Annotated in this window: 17 protein-coding genes and 1 tRNA gene; 11 read left to right on the top strand and 7 right to left on the bottom strand. The window is 45.1% G+C overall.

Annotated elements, in window-relative coordinates:
* Positions 1–60: 60 nt before the first annotated feature.
* Positions 61–1,341 carry an MFS transporter gene (locus tag BUA56_RS00965; RefSeq protein ID WP_072848328.1) on the top strand — a complete coding sequence of 427 codons (1,281 nt, stop codon included), beginning with the start codon at positions 61–63 and terminating at the stop codon, positions 1,339–1,341.
* A gap of 59 nt (positions 1,342–1,400) precedes the next feature.
* On the opposite strand, the gene BUA56_RS00960 is transcribed toward BUA56_RS00965, so the two are convergent.
* On the bottom strand, positions 1,401–1,913 hold the full coding sequence (locus BUA56_RS00960) for a ferritin-like domain-containing protein (protein WP_072848326.1): 513 nt from the start codon (positions 1,911–1,913) through the stop codon (positions 1,401–1,403).
* Between the two features lie 302 nt (positions 1,914–2,215).
* On the opposite strand from BUA56_RS00960, the gene BUA56_RS00955 reads away from it, so the two are divergent.
* The 4 genes from BUA56_RS00955 to BUA56_RS00940 all read left to right on the top strand — a co-directional run bounded on the left by BUA56_RS00955 (position 2,216) and on the right by BUA56_RS00940 (position 6,515).
* Complete coding sequence (locus BUA56_RS00955) at positions 2,216–3,703, top strand: HD domain-containing phosphohydrolase (RefSeq protein ID WP_158640961.1); 1,488 nt, start codon at positions 2,216–2,218, stop codon at positions 3,701–3,703.
* A 95-nt stretch (positions 3,704–3,798) separates the two neighbouring features.
* Entirely contained in the window at positions 3,799–5,100 is a 1,302-nt protein-coding gene (locus tag BUA56_RS00950; protein ID WP_072848323.1) for a phenylacetate--CoA ligase family protein, read from the top strand.
* 14 nt (positions 5,101–5,114) lie between these two features.
* Entirely contained in the window at positions 5,115–5,555 is a 441-nt protein-coding gene (locus BUA56_RS00945; protein WP_072848321.1) for an ACT domain-containing protein, read from the top strand.
* A 258-nt stretch (positions 5,556–5,813) separates the two neighbouring features.
* Positions 5,814–6,515: an HAD family hydrolase gene (locus BUA56_RS00940; RefSeq protein WP_072848319.1), complete on the top strand. Its 702-nt coding sequence runs from the start codon at positions 5,814–5,816 to the stop codon at positions 6,513–6,515.
* A gap of 50 nt (positions 6,516–6,565) precedes the next feature.
* Here the strand turns inward: BUA56_RS00940 and BUA56_RS00935 are convergent.
* Positions 6,566–6,649: transfer RNA gene (locus BUA56_RS00935), tRNA-Leu, on the bottom strand.
* Between the two features lie 368 nt (positions 6,650–7,017).
* Between BUA56_RS00935 and BUA56_RS00930 the strand changes: the two genes are divergently transcribed.
* The 3 genes from BUA56_RS00930 (at position 7,018) to BUA56_RS00920 (ending at position 12,280) form a co-directional block, all read left to right on the top strand.
* A complete protein-coding gene (locus tag BUA56_RS00930) occupies positions 7,018–8,091 on the top strand; it encodes a carbamoyl phosphate synthase small subunit (RefSeq protein WP_072848745.1) in 1,074 nt (357 codons plus the stop codon).
* On the top strand, positions 8,091–11,297 hold the full coding sequence (carB, locus tag BUA56_RS00925) for a carbamoyl-phosphate synthase large subunit (RefSeq protein ID WP_072848317.1): 3,207 nt from the start codon (positions 8,091–8,093) through the stop codon (positions 11,295–11,297). Before BUA56_RS00930 ends, carB begins: the two co-directional genes overlap by 1 nt.
* A 140-nt stretch (positions 11,298–11,437) precedes the next feature.
* Positions 11,438–12,280 (top strand): undecaprenyl-diphosphate phosphatase, encoded by an 843-nt coding sequence (locus BUA56_RS00920; RefSeq protein WP_072848315.1) that lies wholly within the window; start codon positions 11,438–11,440, stop codon positions 12,278–12,280.
* Here BUA56_RS00920 and BUA56_RS00915 read toward each other — a convergent pair.
* The 5 genes from BUA56_RS00915 to BUA56_RS00895 form a co-directional block, all read right to left on the bottom strand.
* On the bottom strand, positions 12,264–13,835 hold the full coding sequence (locus BUA56_RS00915) for a PucR family transcriptional regulator (protein WP_072848313.1): 1,572 nt from the start codon (positions 13,833–13,835) through the stop codon (positions 12,264–12,266). The genes BUA56_RS00920 and BUA56_RS00915 overlap by 17 nt on opposite strands.
* A 42-nt stretch (positions 13,836–13,877) precedes the next feature.
* A complete protein-coding gene (locus BUA56_RS00910) occupies positions 13,878–14,513 on the bottom strand; it encodes a cobalamin B12-binding domain-containing protein (RefSeq protein ID WP_072848311.1) in 636 nt (211 codons plus the stop codon).
* 35 nt (positions 14,514–14,548) lie between these two features.
* The gene (locus BUA56_RS00905) at positions 14,549–15,088 is read right to left on the bottom strand and encodes a DUF2284 domain-containing protein (protein ID WP_103711029.1); all 540 of its coding nucleotides are present in this window, start codon (positions 15,086–15,088) and stop codon (positions 14,549–14,551) included.
* Positions 15,085–16,899, bottom strand: coding sequence for an ASKHA domain-containing protein (locus tag BUA56_RS00900; protein ID WP_072848307.1), 1,815 nt, complete (start codon positions 16,897–16,899; stop codon positions 15,085–15,087). Before BUA56_RS00900 ends, BUA56_RS00905 begins: the two co-directional genes overlap by 4 nt.
* 98 nt (positions 16,900–16,997) lie before the next feature.
* Positions 16,998–18,428: a trimethylamine methyltransferase family protein gene (locus BUA56_RS00895; protein ID WP_072848305.1), complete on the bottom strand. Its 1,431-nt coding sequence runs from the start codon at positions 18,426–18,428 to the stop codon at positions 16,998–17,000.
* A gap of 271 nt (positions 18,429–18,699) precedes the next feature.
* On the opposite strand from BUA56_RS00895, the gene BUA56_RS00890 reads away from it, so the two are divergent.
* From BUA56_RS00890 to BUA56_RS00880, 3 genes are all read left to right on the top strand, one after another.
* Positions 18,700–19,260 carry a helix-turn-helix domain-containing protein gene (locus BUA56_RS00890; RefSeq protein ID WP_072848303.1) on the top strand — a complete coding sequence of 187 codons (561 nt, stop codon included), beginning with the start codon at positions 18,700–18,702 and terminating at the stop codon, positions 19,258–19,260.
* Between the two features lie 227 nt (positions 19,261–19,487).
* A complete protein-coding gene (locus BUA56_RS00885) occupies positions 19,488–20,585 on the top strand; it encodes a M24 family metallopeptidase (protein ID WP_072848302.1) in 1,098 nt (365 codons plus the stop codon).
* 21 nt (positions 20,586–20,606) lie between these two features.
* Positions 20,607–21,908, top strand: coding sequence for an MFS transporter (locus BUA56_RS00880; RefSeq protein WP_072848300.1), 1,302 nt, complete (start codon positions 20,607–20,609; stop codon positions 21,906–21,908).
* Positions 21,909–21,914: the final 6 nt, after the last annotated feature.

Raw genomic sequence — 21,914 nt, 5'->3', positions numbered from 1 at the left:
ACATAAATAACATATCTTAAACGCTGAAGATAGAAGTTATTTATGCAAAGGGGGCAATTTATGAACACAAGGAAAGGTGTTAAAAACAAATGGTTTATTCTGATTCTGCTGTCCGCGGCTGTGGGGCTGATCTATCAGCTCCCCTATCTGCGCTACTCTTATTATGATGCAATGCTGGAGGCCTTTGGATATTCTAATGCCCAGCTTGGAAATTTGATGAGTGCCTATGGGATTGGTTCCGTGATCTGCTATATCATAGGCGGAGCTGTGGCTGACAGGATTTCCAGTAAAATATTATTATCTTCCGGACAGATATTAACTGGACTTGCGGGCTTCTGGTTTGCCGCTTTTCCGGCCTATCCCATTGCCTTTGGCATTAGCTTTTTCTGGGCTTTTACCAGTTCTCTTATCTTCTGGCCGGCACTGATCAATTATGTGAGGAACCTTGGAACTGAAAATGAACAGGGAAGGCTGTTTGGGCTTCTGGAGGGCACCCGGGGGTTTATATCTACTTTGATTGGCCTTGGAATTGTAGCCATATTTAACCGGGCTGTTTCCATCGCAGGTGGACTGCGCACAGTTATTCTTATCTATGCAGTCGTAAATATTGTCTTAGGCATCATTACATATTTTGTCATTCCTGCAGCCAAGACAGAGGTACAGGGGTCTGCGGAAGGAAAGATTTCACCTGTCCGCAATTTTATTACGGCTCTGAGAATGCCTCAGGCGTGGCTCATTACAATTACTATATTTGCTACTATGATGTGTTTCATCTGCCTGGGGTACTTTACGCCCTACCTTACCGGAGTAATGGGGGCTTCTGTAACCTTTGCAGCCGCTATTGGAACGCTTAGGACCTGGGGGCTTCAGATAGCCGGGGGAACTTCGGGAGGATTTATTGCAGACAAAATTCATTCTTCCTCACTGACGATGGTCTTTGCTTTTATCATTATTGCAGTGGGATTTGGAATTATGCTTTTTATACCGGGGGGCAGTCAGTTTCTGCTTTTGGCTACGGTTCTGATGTTTACATTTGGTTTGGCTATTTACGTGAACCGTGGAGTTTATTTTGCCACATTGACGGAAGCGGGCGTGCCGGCCGGTGTAAATGGTGCTGTTGTAGGATTTGCATCTGCTCTGGGATTTCTTCCGGATGCGTTTATGTATACGGTAATAGGGCACTGGCTTGATCGGTATCCCGGTGCAGCCGGGTATAAAATTATCTTTGCCTGTGCTATGGCAAGCGCGGCCGTGGGTTTTCTTTGTGCTGTCTGCATTTACCGCCTGTCCAGAAAGCAGAGAGAAACTGTGGGCCCTATGGCCAGGCCCCAGCAGAACTAGCAGACCGGCAGCACCGCTCCCTGAGAGGAATGGCGCTGCCGGATTTTTTAGCTGGTTGTCTATAAATACTGTCTGCAGAGTGTCTGAAATATTTCTACATGTATGTTCTCATCTTCTATGATTCTTTGTAAATTTGCCACAACATAGGGATCCCGGATGCTTTCTGCCTGCCTTTTATATTTGCGGATAGCCTCTTCCTCACCCCGAAGAGCGTTCTGAAGCAGATCCTTGAGCTGTCTGGGGTATTGATTGCATCCGGGGGACCAGTATATGGGACGTCTTCTTGTGTACGCCCACAGGCGGGGATCGGCACCAAGAAGATACGCCAGCCTTCCAAAAATATCCAGATGGTGCATCTCAACGATCATGATCTTGTGGAAACAATCAGATATCTCCTTGTAGGTCTCTCCTGCAATAATGCTGTTGTAAAAATAGAGGCTGACTGCTGACATTTCTGAGTTGCAGGCCCCTATATTACTTGCCATCTCCCTTGCGTACATCTGATTCATACATTTTACCTTTACCTGGGGATACGGAGCCTCGGCGGCAAATACAAAGCCTTTTTGTTCCATACAACACCTCCTGATTCTTTCTGTTAACATATGTATGAGACAGGTTGGGGTTTTACGCCAAGAATTTTATTTGGAATAAAACACGACAGTGGCCGGGAGGAGAAGCATTGGGGAAATTAACATATTCTTAACCCTTCCTATGGACACTTTCTCCCATGAGAGTATACAGATACCCTCATTTTGCTGATTTGCGACAAATTACTCCCTTCAGCCTTCGACGGGATTTGTTTGAATCCACCGGGTACTTCTTCTATAATAGATACCATTATGGTTAAATCATGTTCATTAAGGAGAGGTATATTGTGGAACAGAAGGATGATCTTAAAGCTTCAGAGTGGGCCGTGAAAGAAGGCGGCTATAAGCAGATATTTGACGGAGCACCTATAGGGTATGTAATCTATGAAGAAGATGGCAGAATTATAACAGCTAACCGGGCTTTTGGCAGAATGGTAGGGGCTGGAGAAAACAGTACAGAGAGTGAGAGCAAAAATTTTTTCGATTATATCCTTCCGGAGTATGAAGATGTGATGTGGGAGATGATACACAGGATTCTTTGCTATGGGGAGACGGATGCTGCGGACATAGAACTTCAGGGGGAGTGCAGAACTATTGCAGTAACTGTGACAAGCAGAAAATACCAGGAGAGGGCAGAGGATAACTGGAAAAAACGTGGCGGCAAGGCTGTTATATGGAGTGCGCTTACAGACACCTCCGGTCTAAAGCGAAAACAGATGGAGATCATGGAATTGAGCAGGAGAGATGCTCTCACCGGGATGTACAACAGGCATTTTTACGATGATTTTGTACAGAATCAGAATGGGGACAGTGAGCTTCCCCTGACAGTGGCTATGATTGACATCGATGGTTTGAAGATGATAAATGATTCACTGGGTCATTCTTTTGGGGATCGGGCTATTATAAAAGTTTCCAGGGTACTTAAGAAATTTGCATCTCCAAATTATTTAATCATACGCACGGGGGGAGATGAAATAGTGATTTTTTTCAGAAAGACACTTTTGGAAGAGGCTCAGATTTATCTGAATAAAGTGCAGGAGGAAATTAAATCCTGTATTCTGGGCGGCCTGCCGGTCTCATTTTCCTGGGGATACGCTGTAAAAAAGGAACCAGAGGAGTCTCTGGTTACTATAATTTCTGCAGCTGAAGATATGATGTACAGCAGGAAGCTTCTGCACAGTACAGGAAAAAAGTATGAGACCATTGATCTGATTCTAAAGACTTTATTTGACAGAAACAGCAAGATTTACCGGCACTCGCAGAGGGTATCGCGTCTGGCCGGTGCATTTGGCCAATATCTGGGCTGGGAACAAGAGAAGATACACTTCCTGAGACAGCTGGGATATGTTCATGACATTGGAATGGCATCCATATCGGATGAAATATTAAATAAGAAGGAACTGCTAAATGAGGAGGAGAAAAAGGAAATAAGGCGCCACTCAGAAACGGGATACCGTATTCTTCGGTCTATGCCGGAAACTCATGAAATGGCGCGGGTACTTTTGTTTCATCACGAGAATTGGGATGGGAGCGGTTATCCCTACGGGATTCAGGGGCAGGAGATACCTCTGGAATCCAGGCTTCTAATGCTTGTGGATGCATATGACAGGATGAAGTATGGTTATTATGGCAAAGCGGCAGAAAACGATAAAGCCATTATTTCTGAATTAGAAAGGTGGTCCGGCAGACAGTTTGATCCCTGGCTGGAGAGACAGTTTGTGAAGTGGATGGAGGAACCGTCAAAAGATACAAAAGATTATTTACCTTTATTTTGATAACTGCTATAATATACATAAGTTTTATTCTGGCTTGTTCCTATGTAGTTCAAACCAAATATACGTAAAATCAGAAGAGAAAGGAATTACGAAACATGCCCAATTATTATCAACCAGAGATAGAATGCGCATCTCAGGATCAGATCAAAGCATGGCAGGATGAGCGTCTTGTGAAAACGGTACATCACGTTTATCAGAACGTGCCATATTACCGCAGTATGATGGACAAAAAGGGGGTAAAGCCTGAGGATATTAAGTCCAGAGAGGATCTCCATAAATTGCCCTTTCTAACTAAGGACGATTTGAGGGAAGCGTATCCATATGGATTAATGGCAATGCCGCTAAAAGATTGCGTGCGTATCCAATCCACAAGCGGAACAACAGGAAGAAGAGTAGTTGCTTTTTATACACAGCATGATATCGATCTGTGGGATGAGTGCTGCGCCCGGGCGATTGTGGCCGCCGGGGGAACGAAAGACGATGTGGTTCATGTAAGCTATGGATATGGCTTATTTACCGGCGGCCCGGGGCTTAACGGCGGGTCTCATAAAGTGGGTGCCCTTACACTCCCCATGTCTTCCGGAAATACAGATCGTCAGATCCAGTTTATGTGTGATCTGGGTTCTACAATTCTCTGCTGTACGCCGTCCTATGCGGCTTATTTAGGAGAGACAATCTGTGAAAGAGGCCTGCAGGATCAGATTAAGTTAAAAGCAGGTATCTTTGGCGCGGAGGCCTGGAGTGAAGAAATGCGTCAGGATATCCAGAACAAACTGGGGATTAAAGCTTATGATATTTATGGTCTTACTGAGATATCAGGGCCGGGTGTGTCATTCGAGTGCAGCGAGCAGGCCGGAATGCATATTAACGAAGATCATTTTATTGCGGAGATTATCGATCCTAATACCGGAGAGGTGCTGCCGGACGGAGAAAAGGGAGAGTTGGTATTCACTAGCATTACAAAGGAGGCATTCCCTTTGCTTCGCTACCGGACCAGGGACATCTGTGTCCTGAATCGTAAGAAATGCTCCTGTGGAAGGACGCATGTGCGTATGACAAAACCAATGGGACGCAGCGATGATATGCTTATTGTTAAAGGGGTAAATGTTTTCCCGTCACAGATTGAGACAGTTCTTTTGAACAAAGGATATCCCGCTAATTACCAGATTATCGTAAGCAGAGAGAATAACAGCGACAAGCTGGAGGTGCTGGTGGAAATGACACCGGAAATGTTCTCCGACTCCCTGTCCTATGTATCGGCCAAGGAAAAAGAACTGAGGGATGCACTGAAAGCAATGCTCGGTATTTATGCAGTGGTAAAACTTGTGGCACCAAAGAGTATTGCCCGCAGCGAGGGAAAAGCGGTACGTGTAATTGATAAACGTAACCTATATTAAAGAGGAGGGATACTATGACTGTAAAGCAGATATCTGTTTTTCTGGAAAATAAGCCGGGCCAGTTAAAAGAATTCGCCAAGCTTCTGGACGACAATCAGATTAATATGCATGCCATGTCATTGGCTGATGCGGAAGACTTCGGCATTCTGAGAATCATTGTGGACGATTCCTATAAAACAGCCTGCGTGCTGAAGGATGAGGGTTATGTCTTTTCCATAACAAAAGTTCTCGCAGTAGAAATTCCGGACAGGCCGGGAAGTCTAGTCAAAGTACTGGACATTTTAGGCCAGAACGGTGTGAATCTGGAGTATACATATGCTTTTATTACGAGAAAAGTGGATTTGGCCTATATGATCTTCCGTGTGCCGGATAATGAGAAGGCGATTGAGGTGCTCAGCAAAAATGGCATAAAACTTATTTGCCAGGATGCACTTTCGGATTTGTTTGCTGATTAACAAGTGAGAGGGAAAGCGTTGCGAAGCAGACGGCGTTGTCGTTTGGGGGGCAGCGTTTTCTTTTTGTATGGGCGGGGAGGGGACGGTGAGAGGAATCCCGCGGCCCTAAGACCTCCTCTCTTGAGCGTCCGTCTGCGACGCTCCGCTCGCTGACTATTTTACTCTGAGCTTCACATACACAAAACTATTATTTATATTTAGAAGTAATGAATCTAAAAGATAAGAAATGCTTAACGATGAATGAAAAACGGAGGTTATATGACAGCAGTATTATTTGATGTTGATGATACATTGTACGAAAGAAAGGTGCCTTTTGTGAAAGCGTATAAAGAGATTTTCGGGGGAAGGTATCAGGTACCTGCTGAACAGTTATACGAATCAAACAGCCGGCACAGCGACGAGGTGTTTGAACTGTCAAGTACAGGGGTTATGTCCATGAGGGATATGTATATCTATAGAATCCAGAAAGCATTCGCAGACTTTAGTATCAGCATCGGGGAAGCGGAGGCTCTTTTTTTTCAGGAGGCGTATGCGAAACACCAAAAGAAACTGGACCTGGCGGAAGGGATGAGAGAGGTGCTTTCTCTTTGCAGAGACAGGGGAATTGCTATGGGGATTATAACGAACGGCCCATCTGATCATCAGTGGGAAAAAATCAGAACTCTGGGGGCAGATGCCTGGATACCAAAAGAAAATATTTTTATATCCGGCGACGTAGGAGCTGCCAAGCCGGACGTCTCGGTATTTCAGTTGGCAGAGAAAAGCATGGGGCTGTCTGGGGAAGCTGTTTATTTCATAGGGGATTCCTATAAGAACGATGTGGAAGGGGCCAAGAAGGCGGGGTGGATCCCTATCTGGCTCAATAGAAGCGGCAGGAAGCCCGAGGAAGAGGAGGCTGCCTGTTATGTGGCTGACAGCGGCAAAGCACTGTATTGTCTCCTGAAAACTATTCTTCCATGAAAAAAACATGAACCTTTCAGATAAGGTTCATGTTTTTTAAATAAAAAAGATGCAGGAGATGGGACTTGAACCCACACGATATTGCTACCACAGGCACCTGAAGCCTGCGCGTCTGCCAATTCCGCCACTCCTGCATTTCTCTGTTATGTACTGCCCCGCAGCACATGACATATAATAACCTTTTTTGAGATAAAAGTCAATAGTTTTTGAGAAAAAAATTAAAAAAGTTTCTCACACAATACAAAAAGTTTTGTTTTAAAACAATAAAATTTAGGCATAAGAGGAAAGAAAAAAAGGTTGAAAAACATCATATATTGTGGTACACTTTTTACAATTTGAGAACTCCCAGGGATATGCAGAAAGAATCACATATAGATAATAGGTAAAGAATCTCTGAGAGAAAGCCCCTACTGTTATGGCGTCTCTTTTTTTTTGAAAAAATGTAGGGTGAAGTCATCTGAAGGACGTTAACATGAATAGGAAAGGAACTACAGGTGAAAGAATGAAAGCATTTCTAATACTGGAAGATGGAACTGTGTTCACCGGGACGAGTATCGGGTCGTCTCGGGAGATTATCAGTGAAATCGTATTTAACACATCTATGACAGGATATCTTGAGGTTTTAACAGACCCATCTTACGCAGGACAGGCCGTATGCATGACCTATCCGCTCATCGGTAATTATGGCATCTGCCATGCAGATCAGGAATCATTAAGACCATGGCCCGATGGCTACATTGTCAGAGAATTATCCCGAATCCCCAGTAACTTCAGAAGTGAAGATTCCATACAGAATTTCCTGGTACAATATGACATACCGGGAATTGCCGGAATTGATACCAGAGCCCTTACTAAGATTTTAAGAGAAAAGGGTACTATGAATGGTATGATTACTACGAATGAGAACTTTGCACTGGATGAGATAATACCGAAGCTAAAGGCATATACTACGGGTAAAGTGGTTGAGAGAGTAACCTGTAAGGCAAAGAAAGTCTTAAAGGGAAAAGGATCAAAGGTTGCCCTCATGGACTTTGGGGCAAAGAATAATATTGCCAGATCTTTACACGAGAGAGGCTGTCAGGTTACCATATATCCTGCGCTCACATCTGCAGAAGAGATTTTGCGGGAACAGCCGGACGGCATTATGCTATCCAACGGACCTGGAGATCCCAAGGAGTGTGCTTCTATTATAGAAGAAATTAAAAAGCTGTACGAAAGCAATATTCCAATTTTTGCCATATGTCTGGGGCATCAGCTCATGGCACTGGCTACTGGTGCTGATACCAAAAAAATGAAGTATGGCCACAGAGGGGGCAACCATCCGGTAAAAGACCTGGAAAATGGCAGAGTTTATATCTCCTCACAGAACCATGGATATATGGTAGACACCGCCACCCTGGATCCTAATGTGGCAGTGCCCGCATTTGAAAATGTTAATGATAAGACAAATGAGGGGTTAAAATATATAGGAAAGAATATTTTTACCGTGCAGTTCCATCCGGAAGCCTGCCCGGGCCCTCAGGATTCCAGCTACCTGTTTGACAGATTCCTGAAGATGATGGAGGTGACTGAATAATGCCAAAGAATCCAGAGATAAAAAAAGTATTGGTGATCGGTTCCGGGCCAATTATCATCGGCCAGGCGGCTGAATTCGATTATGCCGGTACCCAGGCCTGCCGCTCTTTAAAAGAAGAGGGAATTGAGGTAGTGCTGCTTAACTCGAACCCGGCAACCATTATGACAGATAAAGATATCGCAGACCGGGTTTATATTGAGCCGCTTACAGTTGAAGTGGTAGAACAGCTGATTTTGAAAGAAAAACCAGACAGTGTCCTTCCCACCCTGGGCGGGCAGGCTGGACTTAATCTGGCTATGGAGCTGGACGAACGGGGATTTTTTGCAGAGCATAATGTGCGTCTCATAGGAACTACCTCAGAAACAATAAAAAAGGCAGAAGACCGCCTTGAGTTTAAAAGTACAATGGAAAAGATTGGAGAGCCGGTGGCGGCCTCTCTTGTGGTAGAAAATGTAGCGGACGGCGTGGCGTTTACCAATACCATAGGCTACCCTGTAGTGCTTCGTCCGGCCTATACCCTGGGAGGAAGCGGCGGCGGGATTGCCCGCAATGAAGAAGAATTGGTAGAAATTCTGGAAAATGGTCTTCGTCTCTCCCGCGTCGGCCAGGTGCTTGTAGAGCGGTGCATCGCCGGTTGGAAAGAAATTGAATATGAAGTAATGCGTGACAGTGCCGGAAACTGCATCACAGTATGTAATATGGAGAATATTGATCCTGTTGGGGTTCACACCGGAGACAGCATCGTAGTAGCTCCCTCCCAGACACTGGGGGACAAAGAATACCAAATGCTTCGTACCTCTGCATTGAACATCATCAGTGAGCTGAATATTACCGGCGGGTGTAATGTACAGTATGCACTCCACCCGGAGAGCTTTGAATACTGTGTCATTGAAGTAAATCCCCGTGTATCCAGATCCTCAGCTCTGGCTTCTAAGGCGACGGGATATCCCATTGCTAAGGTTGCTGCCAAGATAGCACTTGGATACACCCTGGATGAGATACCCAATGCAATTACAGGAAAGACTTATGCCAGCTTTGAGCCTATGCTGGATTATTGTGTAGTTAAGATTCCCAGACTTCCTTTTGACAAGTTTATCAGTGCAAAGAGGACACTCACTACACAGATGAAAGCTACCGGTGAGGTGATGAGCATCTGCAGTAACTTCGAAGGGGCTCTTATGAAGGCCATCCGTTCTCTGGAACAGCATGTGGACAGCCTTATGTCTTATGATTTCACAGAACTGACAAGGGAAGACCTGCTGGAACAGCTGGCTGTGGTAGATGACAGAAGAATCTGGGTGATCGCAGAAGCTATCCGCAGAGAGATCAGCTATGAAGAGATTCATGAGATTACAAAGATTGACATATGGTTTATTGATAAGATAGCAGTGCTGGTGGAGATGGAACAGCAGCTGCAGACGAATGAGCTTACGGCAGAGTTGCTCCGCGAGGCGAAACGCCTGGAATTTCCGGATCACGTAATTGCAGGCCTTACTGGTATGACAGCCGAAGAAGTGAAGGCTAAGAGAAAAGAACAGGGGATACTGGCGGCTTATAAGATGGTGGATACCTGTGCAGCAGAATTTGCCGCCGCCACCCCCTACTATTATTCTGTGTACGGCGGTGAGAATGAGGCGGTGCAGACCAGGGACAGAAAAAAGGTACTGGTCCTGGGATCCGGACCTATCCGCATCGGGCAGGGGATTGAGTTTGACTTTTGCTCTGTACACTGCACCTGGGCATTCTCACAGGAAGGGTATGAGACAATTATTGTGAACAATAATCCTGAGACCGTAAGTACAGACTTTGATATTGCCGACAAGCTGTATTTTGAGCCGCTCACACCTGAGGATGTGGAGAATATCGTTGACATAGAGCAGCCCGACGGAGCTGTGGTTCAGTTTGGAGGCCAGACGGCAATTAAACTTACAGAAGCATTAATCCGAATGGGGGTTAAAATTTTAGGAACCTCGGCAGAGAATGTAGACGCGGCGGAGGACAGAGAACTTTTTGATGAAATTCTGGAGCAATGCCGGATTCCCCGTCCCCAGGGACATACGGTATTTACAGCGGAGGAGGCAAAAAAAGCTGCCGGTGAGCTGGGATATCCAGTACTTGTGCGCCCCTCTTATGTTCTGGGCGGTCAGGGAATGCAGATTGCTATCAGTGACCAGGATATCGACGAGTTTATAGGCATTATTAACCGTATAGCCCAGGAGCACCCCATACTGGTAGATAAGTATCTCCAGGGAAAGGAAATTGAGGTGGATGCTGTCTGTGACGGTGAGGATATCCTGATTCCGGGGATTATGGAGCACATCGAGCGGGCCGGCATTCATTCCGGTGACAGCATATCGGTGTATCCTGCCCAGACTATCAGCGACACTGCGAAAGCAACCATTGAGGACTATACCAGGAAACTGGCAAAATCTCTTCATGTAATTGGCATGATCAATATTCAGTTTATCGTGTGTAAGGAAGATGTGTATGTCATTGAAGTAAATCCCCGTTCCAGCCGAACCGTGCCTTATATCAGCAAGGTGACAGGAATACCTATCGTACCCCTGGCTACCAAGGTGATTCTTGGCCATAAGATTAAGGAGCTGGGATATAAGCCCGGACTGCAGCCCGAAGCTGATTATATTGCTATAAAGATGCCTGTATTTTCTTTTGAAAAGATACGGGGAGCTGATATAAGCCTTGGTCCGGAGATGAAGTCTACAGGTGAGTGCCTGGGAATAGCGAAAACATTTAACGAGGCCCTGTATAAGGCATTCCTGGGAGCAGGAGTAAACCTGCCCAGACATAAAAACATGATTATGACGGTGAAGGATGAGGATAAGCAGGATGCAGTGGAGATAGCCAGACGCTTTGAAGCTCTGGGATACAAGATTTATGCGACCAGAAGTACAGCGAGAGTCCTGAAGGAGCACGGAGTAAATGCGATCCGCACAAATAAAATAGAGCAGTCCTCTCCGAACCTGATGGATTTGATTTTAGGCCATAAAATTGACCTGGTCATTGATACGCCGTCTCAGGGAGTAGAGAAAGCGAAGGATGGGTTTATTATTCGGAGAAATGCCATTGAGACAGGGGTAAATGTACTCACTTCTCTTGATACGGCGACTGCTCTGGTTACCAGTCTGGAGAATACAGATTTGAATCGGCTGACACTTATTGACATTGCCAGGATCGCAGGCCGCTGATAACAGGGAAGGTACAAAAGCATGGCACAGCAGAATAAAAATACGGCTGTGCCATGCTTTTGTAAAAATTGAAAGTAAGTCATACGGCATTCTGAGGAGCGGTATGTGAACAGAAATTGAGCAGGCAAGAGGAGGTTATAATGGATTTTATTGAATTGTTGAAAGTTATTTTTCTGGGTATTGTAGAGGGGATTACAGAGTGGCTTCCCATAAGCAGCACCGGGCATCTGATATTAGTGGATGAATTTATCAAATTAAATGTTTCCAGGGAATTCTGGGATATGTTTATGGTAGTGATTCAGCTGGGAGCGATTCTGGCTGTAGTTGTTCTGTTTTGGGAGAAAATCTGGCCGTTTCAGAATCAGAGTCGGGAAAAGGATTTGGTGAAGCGATATGTGAAGATGGATAAAATTATTTTGTGGCTGAAAATTATGGTATCCTGTCTTCCGGCTATTATTATAGGGCTTCCGTTTAACGATATTCTGGAGGAGAAATTCAGCAATTATTTTGTAGTCTCTCTGATGCTGATAATCTATGGCGTATTCTTTATTTTAATAGAGAACTACAATAAAAAAAGAACTCCCAGGGTAAATACCCTGGAAGAGATAGACTGGAAAACGGCCTTGTTTATTGGTGTGTTTCAGGTCCTGTCCCTGATTCCGGGTACTTCCCGCTCAGGGGCCACTATAATCGGAGGGATCCTCCTGGGAACCTCCCGGACAATAGCTGCAGAGTACACCTTCTTTTTGGCAATTCCTGTGATGTTCGGAGCCAGCCTTCTTAAACTGGTCAAATTCGGCCTGGCGTTTACGGGCGCTGAGATATTGATCCTGGCTGTGGGAATGATAACGGCTTTTATTGTCTCTATTCTTTCTATCAAATTTTTAATGGGATATATCAAAAAGCATGATTTCAAGGCGTTTGGCTGGTACAGGATCGTTCTGGGTATCGTAGTCCTTGGGTATTTTATGATTGCTCATTAGAGGCATTCTGTTCTGCGTCCTGATCCATCAGACGGAGGGAGAGCATCAGGTAGAGAAGCTCTTCCGGATCCTCTAAATCGGATTCCAGAACATCTTTGATCTTTTCCAGACGGTATAAAAACGTACTTCTGTGAATAAATAAAGTTTTGGCGGACTGAACCGCGTTCAGGTGATGATCCAGATAGACGCTGAGCGTTTTCACATATTCGGTATTCTGCTCTTCATCTGATTTCTTCAGTACCAAAAGCTTCTCGTGGCAGATCATACTGCCGGGAAGCTTTTTTGTTGCCTGCTGGTAAATATAGGGCAGTGCAATCTTATTAAAATGATGAATCCACAGATAGGGATGGATCTGATTGCCTACCTCCAGTGCGGAACGTGATTGAATATACTGGCGCCTCAAATTCAAATGACCTGTCATGGAACGGCTGTATCCGGCCTTTAAGAAGCTGTCCCTGATAAAGTAGATAATCTTGTCAGAGATATCATCAACATCGCATTCAGACTTCGTAAGATTAAAATATACAACCACATCTTCCTCGAAGGGAAACGCGCAGGAATAGGGAAAAAGGTTTTCCAGATAGTTGCAGATGGCGTTAATGGTAAGGTTTTGCTGATCCAGATACGTGGTCTGTAATACAATACAGAGATATTCGTGAGAGGTAAGCCAGCCCAGAGAGGTTAACTGTCTGCTGATAACCAGATAGTCCGCAGTCCGGTCTGATAAAATGCTGAGAAATATGGAATGCATGGTTTTATCATTGGGAGAGCGGTGGGCCGCATTGCGCATCAGTGCATGCTCTATAAAGGTTGCCAGAAATTCCAGCAGAGCGCCTGCACTACTGGTAAAGGGGACATCCATCTCTGTCATAACCAGTCGGTGCGTGGTTTTGCTGAAGCGCTTGATGTTGACATTCAGCGTTCGGTGCCCGGTGATGTGTCCGGGGTAGATAAAAGCTCCATCCTTTTCCCGTACCGCATTGTACAAGGTATCCTGCTTCAGTGCTGTAACATACTCAATATACTCCGGCTGTTCATAGGTGGGAAGTCCTCCGGCATTATCTTCAGCGCCTGGAGAGGAGGCGATGATAGAAAAATCCATCCCCATCAGCCGAAGAGGAGAACCGAGAACAGAGTAACTGGCATCCAGGAGACTCTGAATGGATCCTCCGCTTAAGCTGATATGCATGAGAGTCTCCTCCCACAGGTCATATTTGTCAAATATTTCCTGGAGATAATTAAAGACAGAGGCTGAGGAATCGGGGGTATCTATCACACATAGATTCACGGAGGAAGATACTGCCTCCTCCACAGTTTCCATCTCCGTCTCCATGACGGTCAAAGGGCAGATAAAAAAACAGGAGGAAGCCCCTCTTCTAAGCTTTTGGTATTCCGAAAAGGAAGAAAGTACATATATATGATTATTTACAAGTCCGGAATCCTCCCTGTAAAACAGGGGGCGCCCCAGATGCGGCCGCTCGGAGAGAGGGGAGGGCGCTGTTAATGAATATTTTGTTTTTAAGTCGCTGATCAGCAGAGCGGGACTGAGTTTCATAAGTAACCTCCCTGTACAGTGTGGGGAATCTCAATAAATGGATCAAATAAAGAATGTTTTTGCTGTCTCTGCAGCATCTACAGCTGTTTCGGTATAAACATCTGCACCGATCTCGTCCGCAAATGCCTGGGTAATGGGTCCCCCGCCCACCATAATTTTCAGACGGTTTTCTTTATCGGACTGTTTCAGACATTTCACCACATGCTTCATCTCGGGCATGGAGGTGGTGAGAAGGGAAGAGATACAGACAACTGAGACGTCAGGGTGTTCTTTCACTGCCTTTAGGAAGCGTTTTTCAGAGACATCCACCCCGAGATCAATCACTTCAAAGCCTGCACAACGGAACATGATTCCTACCAGATTCTTGCCCACATCATGGAGATCTCCCTCTACAGTGCCCAATATTACTTTGCCGATGGGATGCATATCACAGGTGCCCAGATAAGGCTCAAGGACATCCAGACCGCAGCGCATAGAGCGGGCTGCGGCCAGAATACGGGCTATATAAATATCGTTGCCTTTATAGAGCTGTCCTGCATTGCGCATGGCAGGGATCATCGCCTCTTCCAGTATCTGCTGGGGTGAGATGTTCTCCGAGAGTGCCTGCTGAACTAATTTTTCTGTCTGCTTCGGATATCCTTCTTCAATGGAGGAACGAATTTCGCCTAATAAGACCATGAAAATCTCCTTTGCAATCATCTCTGTAACCTTGGCTATTCTAAAAGGAAACAACTGGTGTATGCTATGGTACAGTCACCATAATAATAAGGAAGAGAATTATCCTTGCAGATTTGACTGACCAGCATACCGTAAGCTTCCATAGAGGATACCTTTTTATCGGGAAAACGGCAGGGTGCATCCGGGTAGGTACAGGTCTTGCAGCGTGTGCAGCAGCCGGCACCGATAGCCAGAAGATCCGGGTAATCTTTTTTCAGATCTTCCATAAGGCGGAGGAAGGCTTCCTTGTGTCTGGCTTCCGTTTCCATCATGCCTTCTCCGTCCATATTGTCTTCCAGCTCCCCCACTGTCTGTACAATGAGCCCTTTCTGATACCTGCGTACTTTCCCTTCACATTCTTCCAATGACCCGCAGCCCGGGGGACAGGTCCAGTTTTTATTATACTGGTGACACTTGTCAGCGGCACACATCTCCCTTACCTCAGGGAGAAGACGGATGGTATGGCAATCCAGGGGACCTGTATGGGTAAACCCGGCATTTTTACCTCTTGCATCTAAAGTCTCAAAGTCAATCATTCGCATTCCCTCATTTCTTCCGGAAGTGGAAATTCCAGTTCATCTACAAAAGTATCCTGAAACTCCGACTCTGCGGCAAGCTCTAAAAACTCAATTCCCGATGCCAGATGCCGGGTATGCTGGAATTCAGTGTAATTCATTAAGGCAATCTTCGAACCTTCCCCGGCGGCATTCCCCACAGGTGTGATGCGCTCCCGGAGTACTGGAGGGATTAAGCCTATATTGCAGGCGCTTTCCGGTGACATATAATTACCGAAGGCACCGGCAATCAATACTTCCCGGATATCTTCCACAGCAATGTCCAGATTCCGGCACAGGAGCTGAATACCCGCAGCAATAGCACCCTTTGCAAGCTGCACCTCACGGATATCCTTCTGTGACAGGAAAACTGGTTCCTGCCGTTCGGTTTCCTCCGGAAAGGCCAGCATAAAGGCTGAGATATTGTCAATGGTGACGAGTCTGTGAGCGTTGGCCTTTGCTATGGGGTGCTCTAATTCTTCCGGGCTGTAAAGGCGTCCGGATTCTTCCAGAAATCCGTGCTGAAGAAGAAGGCTGACGGTATCCATCAGACCAGAACCGCAGATACCGGCTGGTTTTTCGTCACCGATTGTGGAATACACAAGACGCTCCCCCTGAAAGGTAACATGATCAATGGCTCCGTTGGCACCCCGCATCCCGCAAGTGATTTTAGCGCCCTCAAAAGCCGGGCCGGCAGCTGTGGAACAGGTAATCATCCGTTCTTTATTCCCCATTACCAGCTCTCCATTGGTCCCTATGTCTATCATAAGCGTCATGTTATCCCTTTTGGAAAAATTAGTAGCCAGCAGACAGCCTACGGTATCTGCCCCCACAAATCCCGCAATATTTGGCAGCACCATCAGTCTGCCTTCGGGATGAATGCGGATACCGTATTCCTTGGCGGGCAGGATCAGAGGCTCGCTCAGGGAGGGATTATAGGGAGAGTGCACAAGCGCTCCCGGTGAAATCCCCAGAAACAGGTGGTGCATACAGGTGTTGCCTACAAAGGAAACCTGATAAATATCCCGGATTTCTATGGCGGCCTGTTCTGCAAGTGCCTGCAGAATTTGATTCATTGCCTGGCGGACGGCGGTGCTCAGCTGTTCCAGATGGCCGTCCAGGGCATAATTGGAACGCATTATGACATCAGCTCCATACTGTGACTGTGGGTTCAGCATGCTGGATACTGCTATCTCTTCACCGCTGCACCCGTCCATGAGATAGCCTACAATTGAAGTTGTCCCGATATCAAAAGCAGCAAGATAGTAAGGCGTGTGCTCTCTTCTCACATCCAGGATTTCGTTGTGACATAAGATAACGTTTGGCTTATAATCCGAGCTCTTTAATATCTCATAGAGAGTGCCTGCAACTGACACATTGGGAGGGACGGAAGCAGGAGGTACAGAGGACTTGGCGGCTACAGCTGTTTTCAGCCGGTCCCAGTCAGAATCACTTTCACCGATCCGGCACTTCTCCACCTCAACATCCACAGACTGTATCATGGGGGCAACAATAATTTCACGGGAGCTCCCCTTGGTGAGCAGACTGTGGCCGGTAGCTTTCAGGGAAGTGTCCACGGTCATGTCTCCCTGTATATGTACACTGCAGGCTTTCAAAATCCCAGTAACAGGACCGGAGATAATCCTTACAATGCATTTGCCGCAGGAACCCTGTCCCCCACAGGGTGCATCCGGCTGCAGGCCCGCCTGGATCTCCGCATCCAGAAGAGTCGTGCCTTCAGGAACTGCTATAGAAAGCTGCTCCTGCAAAAAAGTAATCGTATAGTTTTTCATAGGCTGCACCTCTTTTATATTCGATGTTCTTATTTTATCAGAAAAAGGGAAAAAAGCAAAGGAATATATCCCTTTGCTTTTTTCTGGAGGGGTGTATCTTACAGAAGTTCTTTTTCGGCGGCTGCCAGAATCTTTTCAACTTCTGCTGTAATGGCTGCATCCTGAGGAACTAATTCATCTTTCTCAATTAAATCTAATGCACGGTCAGCAGCTCTCTCATTCAGTGGGGTCTCTCCGCACTTAATCCAGTCAGCCCATACACTGTCGAAACCGATGGATGGTACGAAGATCTCGTTTTTCTGGAGATATTCAATGGTGTGCTCCTGCTCTAAGAAGGTTTCGTGATCGTTTACCACATAGTCAAGAGCCTCGAAGCCCAGAATGTCTTCATCAAATTCAAAGCCGCGTTTTGCTTTGCGGATCATAGCAAGAATTTCATTGTCAAGCACTAACTGACTTAAGGAACAGCACATAACACTGGCTGTGCTTCCGAAGCCGGTAACCAAAGTAGCTCCTGCAATTGCCGGAAGGAATGCATTGATCATCTTTTCATAGCCAGCCTGCTCATCCATAGAACAGCTTGTACAGGACAGTCCGTAGACATCTGTCATAAAGCCGCAGTATGTAGCTAACTGTACAGCCAGTGCACTGGAGATACCTGTCTCAGGCAGACCTAAGATACTCTGTCCGTTCTTCATGTTGGCAAAGAAGGTTCTGGAACCGTAGAACAGTACACAGTTCGGGTTCATCAAGTAGGCAACAGCAGCAAATGCCAGGATCTCAGCGTGAGACTGAGCAACTGTTCCGGCTATGGTAAGAGGAGATGTAAGACCTCCCATAGGTGCTGCCAGGACGCTGGTTGGGATGCCGGCCTTGATGATATGTGCCATTGTATTAGTAATCTCTTTTGGCAGGAATAAAGGTGATTCAGGGGAGATTCCGACCATACCGATTGGATTCTTCTCTAAATCAGAACCGCCGTATAATTTAAATAATTCAACAATATATTTTGCATTGCTTGCTAAGGAGATACCAGGGCCATAGATTGGCTTCTTGGAATACTCAAACATAGTAGCAGTTTGTTTCAGCTGGCTGATGGCGGAAGGAACTTCGCTTGGATATACAAGAGCACAGGGAAGATCTAATTCCGGACACTGGTTCATTACGCGGATGGTGTCAATTAAGTCTGTCAACTGCCCGTTGCGGCGTTTGCCTGACTTTAAGTCTGCAATCCAGGGAGCGCCTCCGGTGCTGTGAGAGAAGGTTTTTCCGATTTCCATCTCTAATTTAGAGCCTGTGGTAGATGTCATCACTACCTGCTTTTTCTGATTTTTAATTGTTTTCTCGATCAGGTCATCGCAGAAATAAACACGGTCGCCTTTTTCGGTACAGCCGTTTTCGCATAACATTTTGCGGATTTCCGGATCTTCTACGCGCATTCCAAAACGTTTTAGAATTTCTACACCGTATCCGTGCAGCTGCTCAATTTGTTCCTGACTTGCATACTTTAATTGTGGTACGTAGTTCATAATTTCCCTCCATGTTTAACTTTAACTAAGTTTTTTACTGGTTTTTTACTAATTATGAATTCATGTGTGTGTTTTGTTATGCCTATATTACCATTTAAAGTTAAAATAGTCAATGAAAACCCCGGTTAATCGTGAAAAATATTTGTTAAAATTCACCAATATAAAATAACCTGATATTTTTAGATTTTCATTGTGCTTTTCTATACTTTTATAGTATAATGAGGTAAAGAGATGAATTTAAGTCATTTTAGAGGGAAAGTAGGAAAGAAAGTTGAGTGACATTAGCAAAATTGGTTACAGTATCAGGAGCCTCAGGAAATCAAAGGGGATGACTCTTCAGCAGCTGTCAGAAGCTACAGGCCTTTCCACAGGCTATCTAAGCAACCTGGAGAGAAATATCAGCAGCCCCACATTAATGAATATTCAGAAAATCTGCGAAGTGTTTGGAAATTCCCTTGGAGACCTTCTGGAACGCAATGCAGAATCCAGAATCGTAGTAAGAAAAGAAGACAGAGAAGTTACGATTGATGAAGAAAACAATATGAGGCTGGAGACCATAGATTTCGGGACTGGAAATACTTCATATTTATATATGACAATCGAACCAAACAGTTCTTCTGACGGTTTGTGGTGGGTTCACGAATGTGATGAAGTAGGGACTGTACTCTCCGGGCATCTTACCATCATGCTGGACGAGCAGACGTTTGAGCTGAATGTGGGTGATACCATATTAATCAAGGCGCATACCAGACATTGTTATTTTAATAAGCATGAAAAAACTCCCTGTGTCTCTTTTTGGGCCAGATACTGGGATGACAGCGAAGAGGTTTAGAAAAGTGCAGTTTCTTCCGGATATGAGGCAGATATTTGGAAGAAACTGCATTTTTTAACCTAATAATGTTAAAAAATAAACAAAATAAAAATTCATATTTGTGAAAAAGTTACATATTTTATCAATATATATAAAAGACATTTGAAATATTGATGATAAAATGATATCATACTAAAAGAATCATGTGTGTGAAATTTGTTCGAAAAAATGTGAAGAGGTGTAAGCGAATGGATGCATTGAAAATCAGGTTACAGAATGCCTGCGAACTTCTGAAGAAAGAAGGATTTGACAAAGCAATTATCGGCGATCCCATGTCCATTAATTATTTGACAGGTATCAGTATTATTCCTTATGAAAGATACTATGGATTAGTTGTTGATGCAGATGCATGCAGTGCAACAATGGTGAATCCAAGTGTAGATACAGGCTGTATGAAGGGTACGGTAAAAGAAGTTACATATCTTGACAGCGACGGACCTGCGGCTGCTATCAGGGAAGTAGTGGGAGAGTGTAAAAAACTGGCGGTGGAAACAAAGTATTTCTCCATGGCTATTGGTGAAATCTTTCACGGTCTCGGATGCGAGGTTGCTGACATCGGCAATTGCATTGCGAAACTGAGAATGTGTAAAGATGAGTCTGAAATTGAGACTATGCAGTTTGCTGCCAAAATCGTAGATGAGGCAATTGCCTATGTATCAGATAAAATCAAACCGGGGATGACAGAAAAAGAATTAAATATGATGCTATATTCTTATATGTCGACCTATCCGGGATTTATCACAGACGAATTTATTATCCTGGTTCTGGGAGCAGATAATTCGGCAAATCCCCACGGTGTCAGCGGCGACTATGCGTTCAAGGACGGGGATATTATTCTTCTCGACTTCTGTGCGTACTATAAACATTACTGGTCAGATATTACCCGCTGCCTGTTCCTGGGTCATGTAGGCAATCCAAAGCTGGCAGAGATTTATGATATTGTACTGAGAGCAAATCTGGCAGCCATCGCTAAGGTAAAACCAGGCGTTAAGGCCTGCGAGATTGATAAGGCAGCTAGAGATGTGATAACAGAGGCTGGATATGGAGAACTCTTCCTTCACAGAACCGGACATGGCTTAGGTCTGAGTGTCCATGAGGAGCCGAATATCTCTTCTGACAACCAGCTGGTTCTTGAAGAAGGCATGACATTTACCATTGAGCCGGGTATTTACATTGAGGGCGTCGGCGGAGTGAGAATTGAGGACGATATTCTTGTGACAAAAGACGGATGCCATATCTTTACAACTACTTCCAAGAAGATGGAAGATCACATACTTAAATATTAAGGCTTAACTTAGGAGGAAAAAATGAGCGAGATTAAGACCGGGGCAAGTAAACTAAAGAAAAATATGCCCACACTGATTATTTTGATTATTTCCGGTGCTCTCATTTATGCACTGCCATATTTCAGAAGCTATTACTATGATTCATTTGTAAAGCTTTTCAACATTAATAATACACAGATGGGAGCTCTGGGCAGTGCCTTCGGTGCCACAAGCGTTGTTGCCTACTGCCTCGGCGGTTTTTGCGCAGACCGCTGGCCGGCTAAATACCTGATGACAATTTCTCTGGTAACTACAGGTGTCTGCGGATTTGTTCTGCTGCTTTACCCCCCGTATCCAGTGGTGTTCGCTATCCATCTGATTTGGGGTATTACATCCATCCTTACGTTCTGGAGCGCCCTTGTTAAGGCTATCCGTTCTCTGGCTAACTCTGACGAACAGGGAAAAGCATTTGGATTCTTTGAGGGTGGACGAGGCCTTGTCAATATGGTACAGTCTGCGCTGATCCTGGCGCTTTTCGGATATATGTCCAAGGCAGTTTCCGAGAAAGCAGCATTGTCTGCAGTTATTATTATTTATTCTGTCATCTGTATCTTACTGGGACTTCTGGTATTCTTTATGTTTAAAGAGCCGGAAAGAGAAGAAAGTGAAGGGGCGCCAACAAAACTGTTTGATATGAAGATCTTGAAGAGGGTAGCTAAGATGCCTACTACATGGCTTCAGATTTTGATTATCTTCTGCTCCTATGCTATGATCATCAGCTATTTCTATATTACACCATACGCGACCTCAGTATTCGGAACCTCAGCTGTTATTGCGGCTGCTCTGGGATATTTTTCACAGTACTGCCGTCCCATTGGATGTTTTGTATCCGGTATCTGTGCAGATAAATTTGGTTCATCCAAAATCTGTGCGATTTCCTTTGTTATTATGCTGGTGGGTATTCTGGGCGTTATCTTTACACCTGGACAGCCATCTATGATCTGGATGCTTCTTATCTTTATTGCAACGATCTATGCTTCCATGTATGCCATTCAGTCTATGCATTTTGCTATCATGGAAGAGGGTGAGTACCCTCTGGAGATCACGGGAACCGCAACAGCTATTGTAACTCCTATCGGATACAGTGCAGAATTCTTTATGCCAATCATCGGCGGTATCTGTCTGGATCATTGGAACAATACGGCCCAGGGCTATAAGGTATTCTTTGGCATTTTGGCCGGACTTGCTGTTATCGGTCTCATTGCGAACTTTGCGTGGATGGCCATTACGAAAGAGAAACGTATGGAAATTAAAGCCAGTAAAATGCAGTCGAAAAAGGCTTAAAAGTAA

The organism is Lactonifactor longoviformis DSM 17459 (assembly GCF_900129135.1).
GTDB classification, from domain to species: domain Bacteria; phylum Bacillota; class Clostridia; order Lachnospirales; family Lachnospiraceae; genus Lactonifactor; species Lactonifactor longoviformis.
This window is presented reverse-complemented; position numbering and strand designations above follow the sequence as displayed.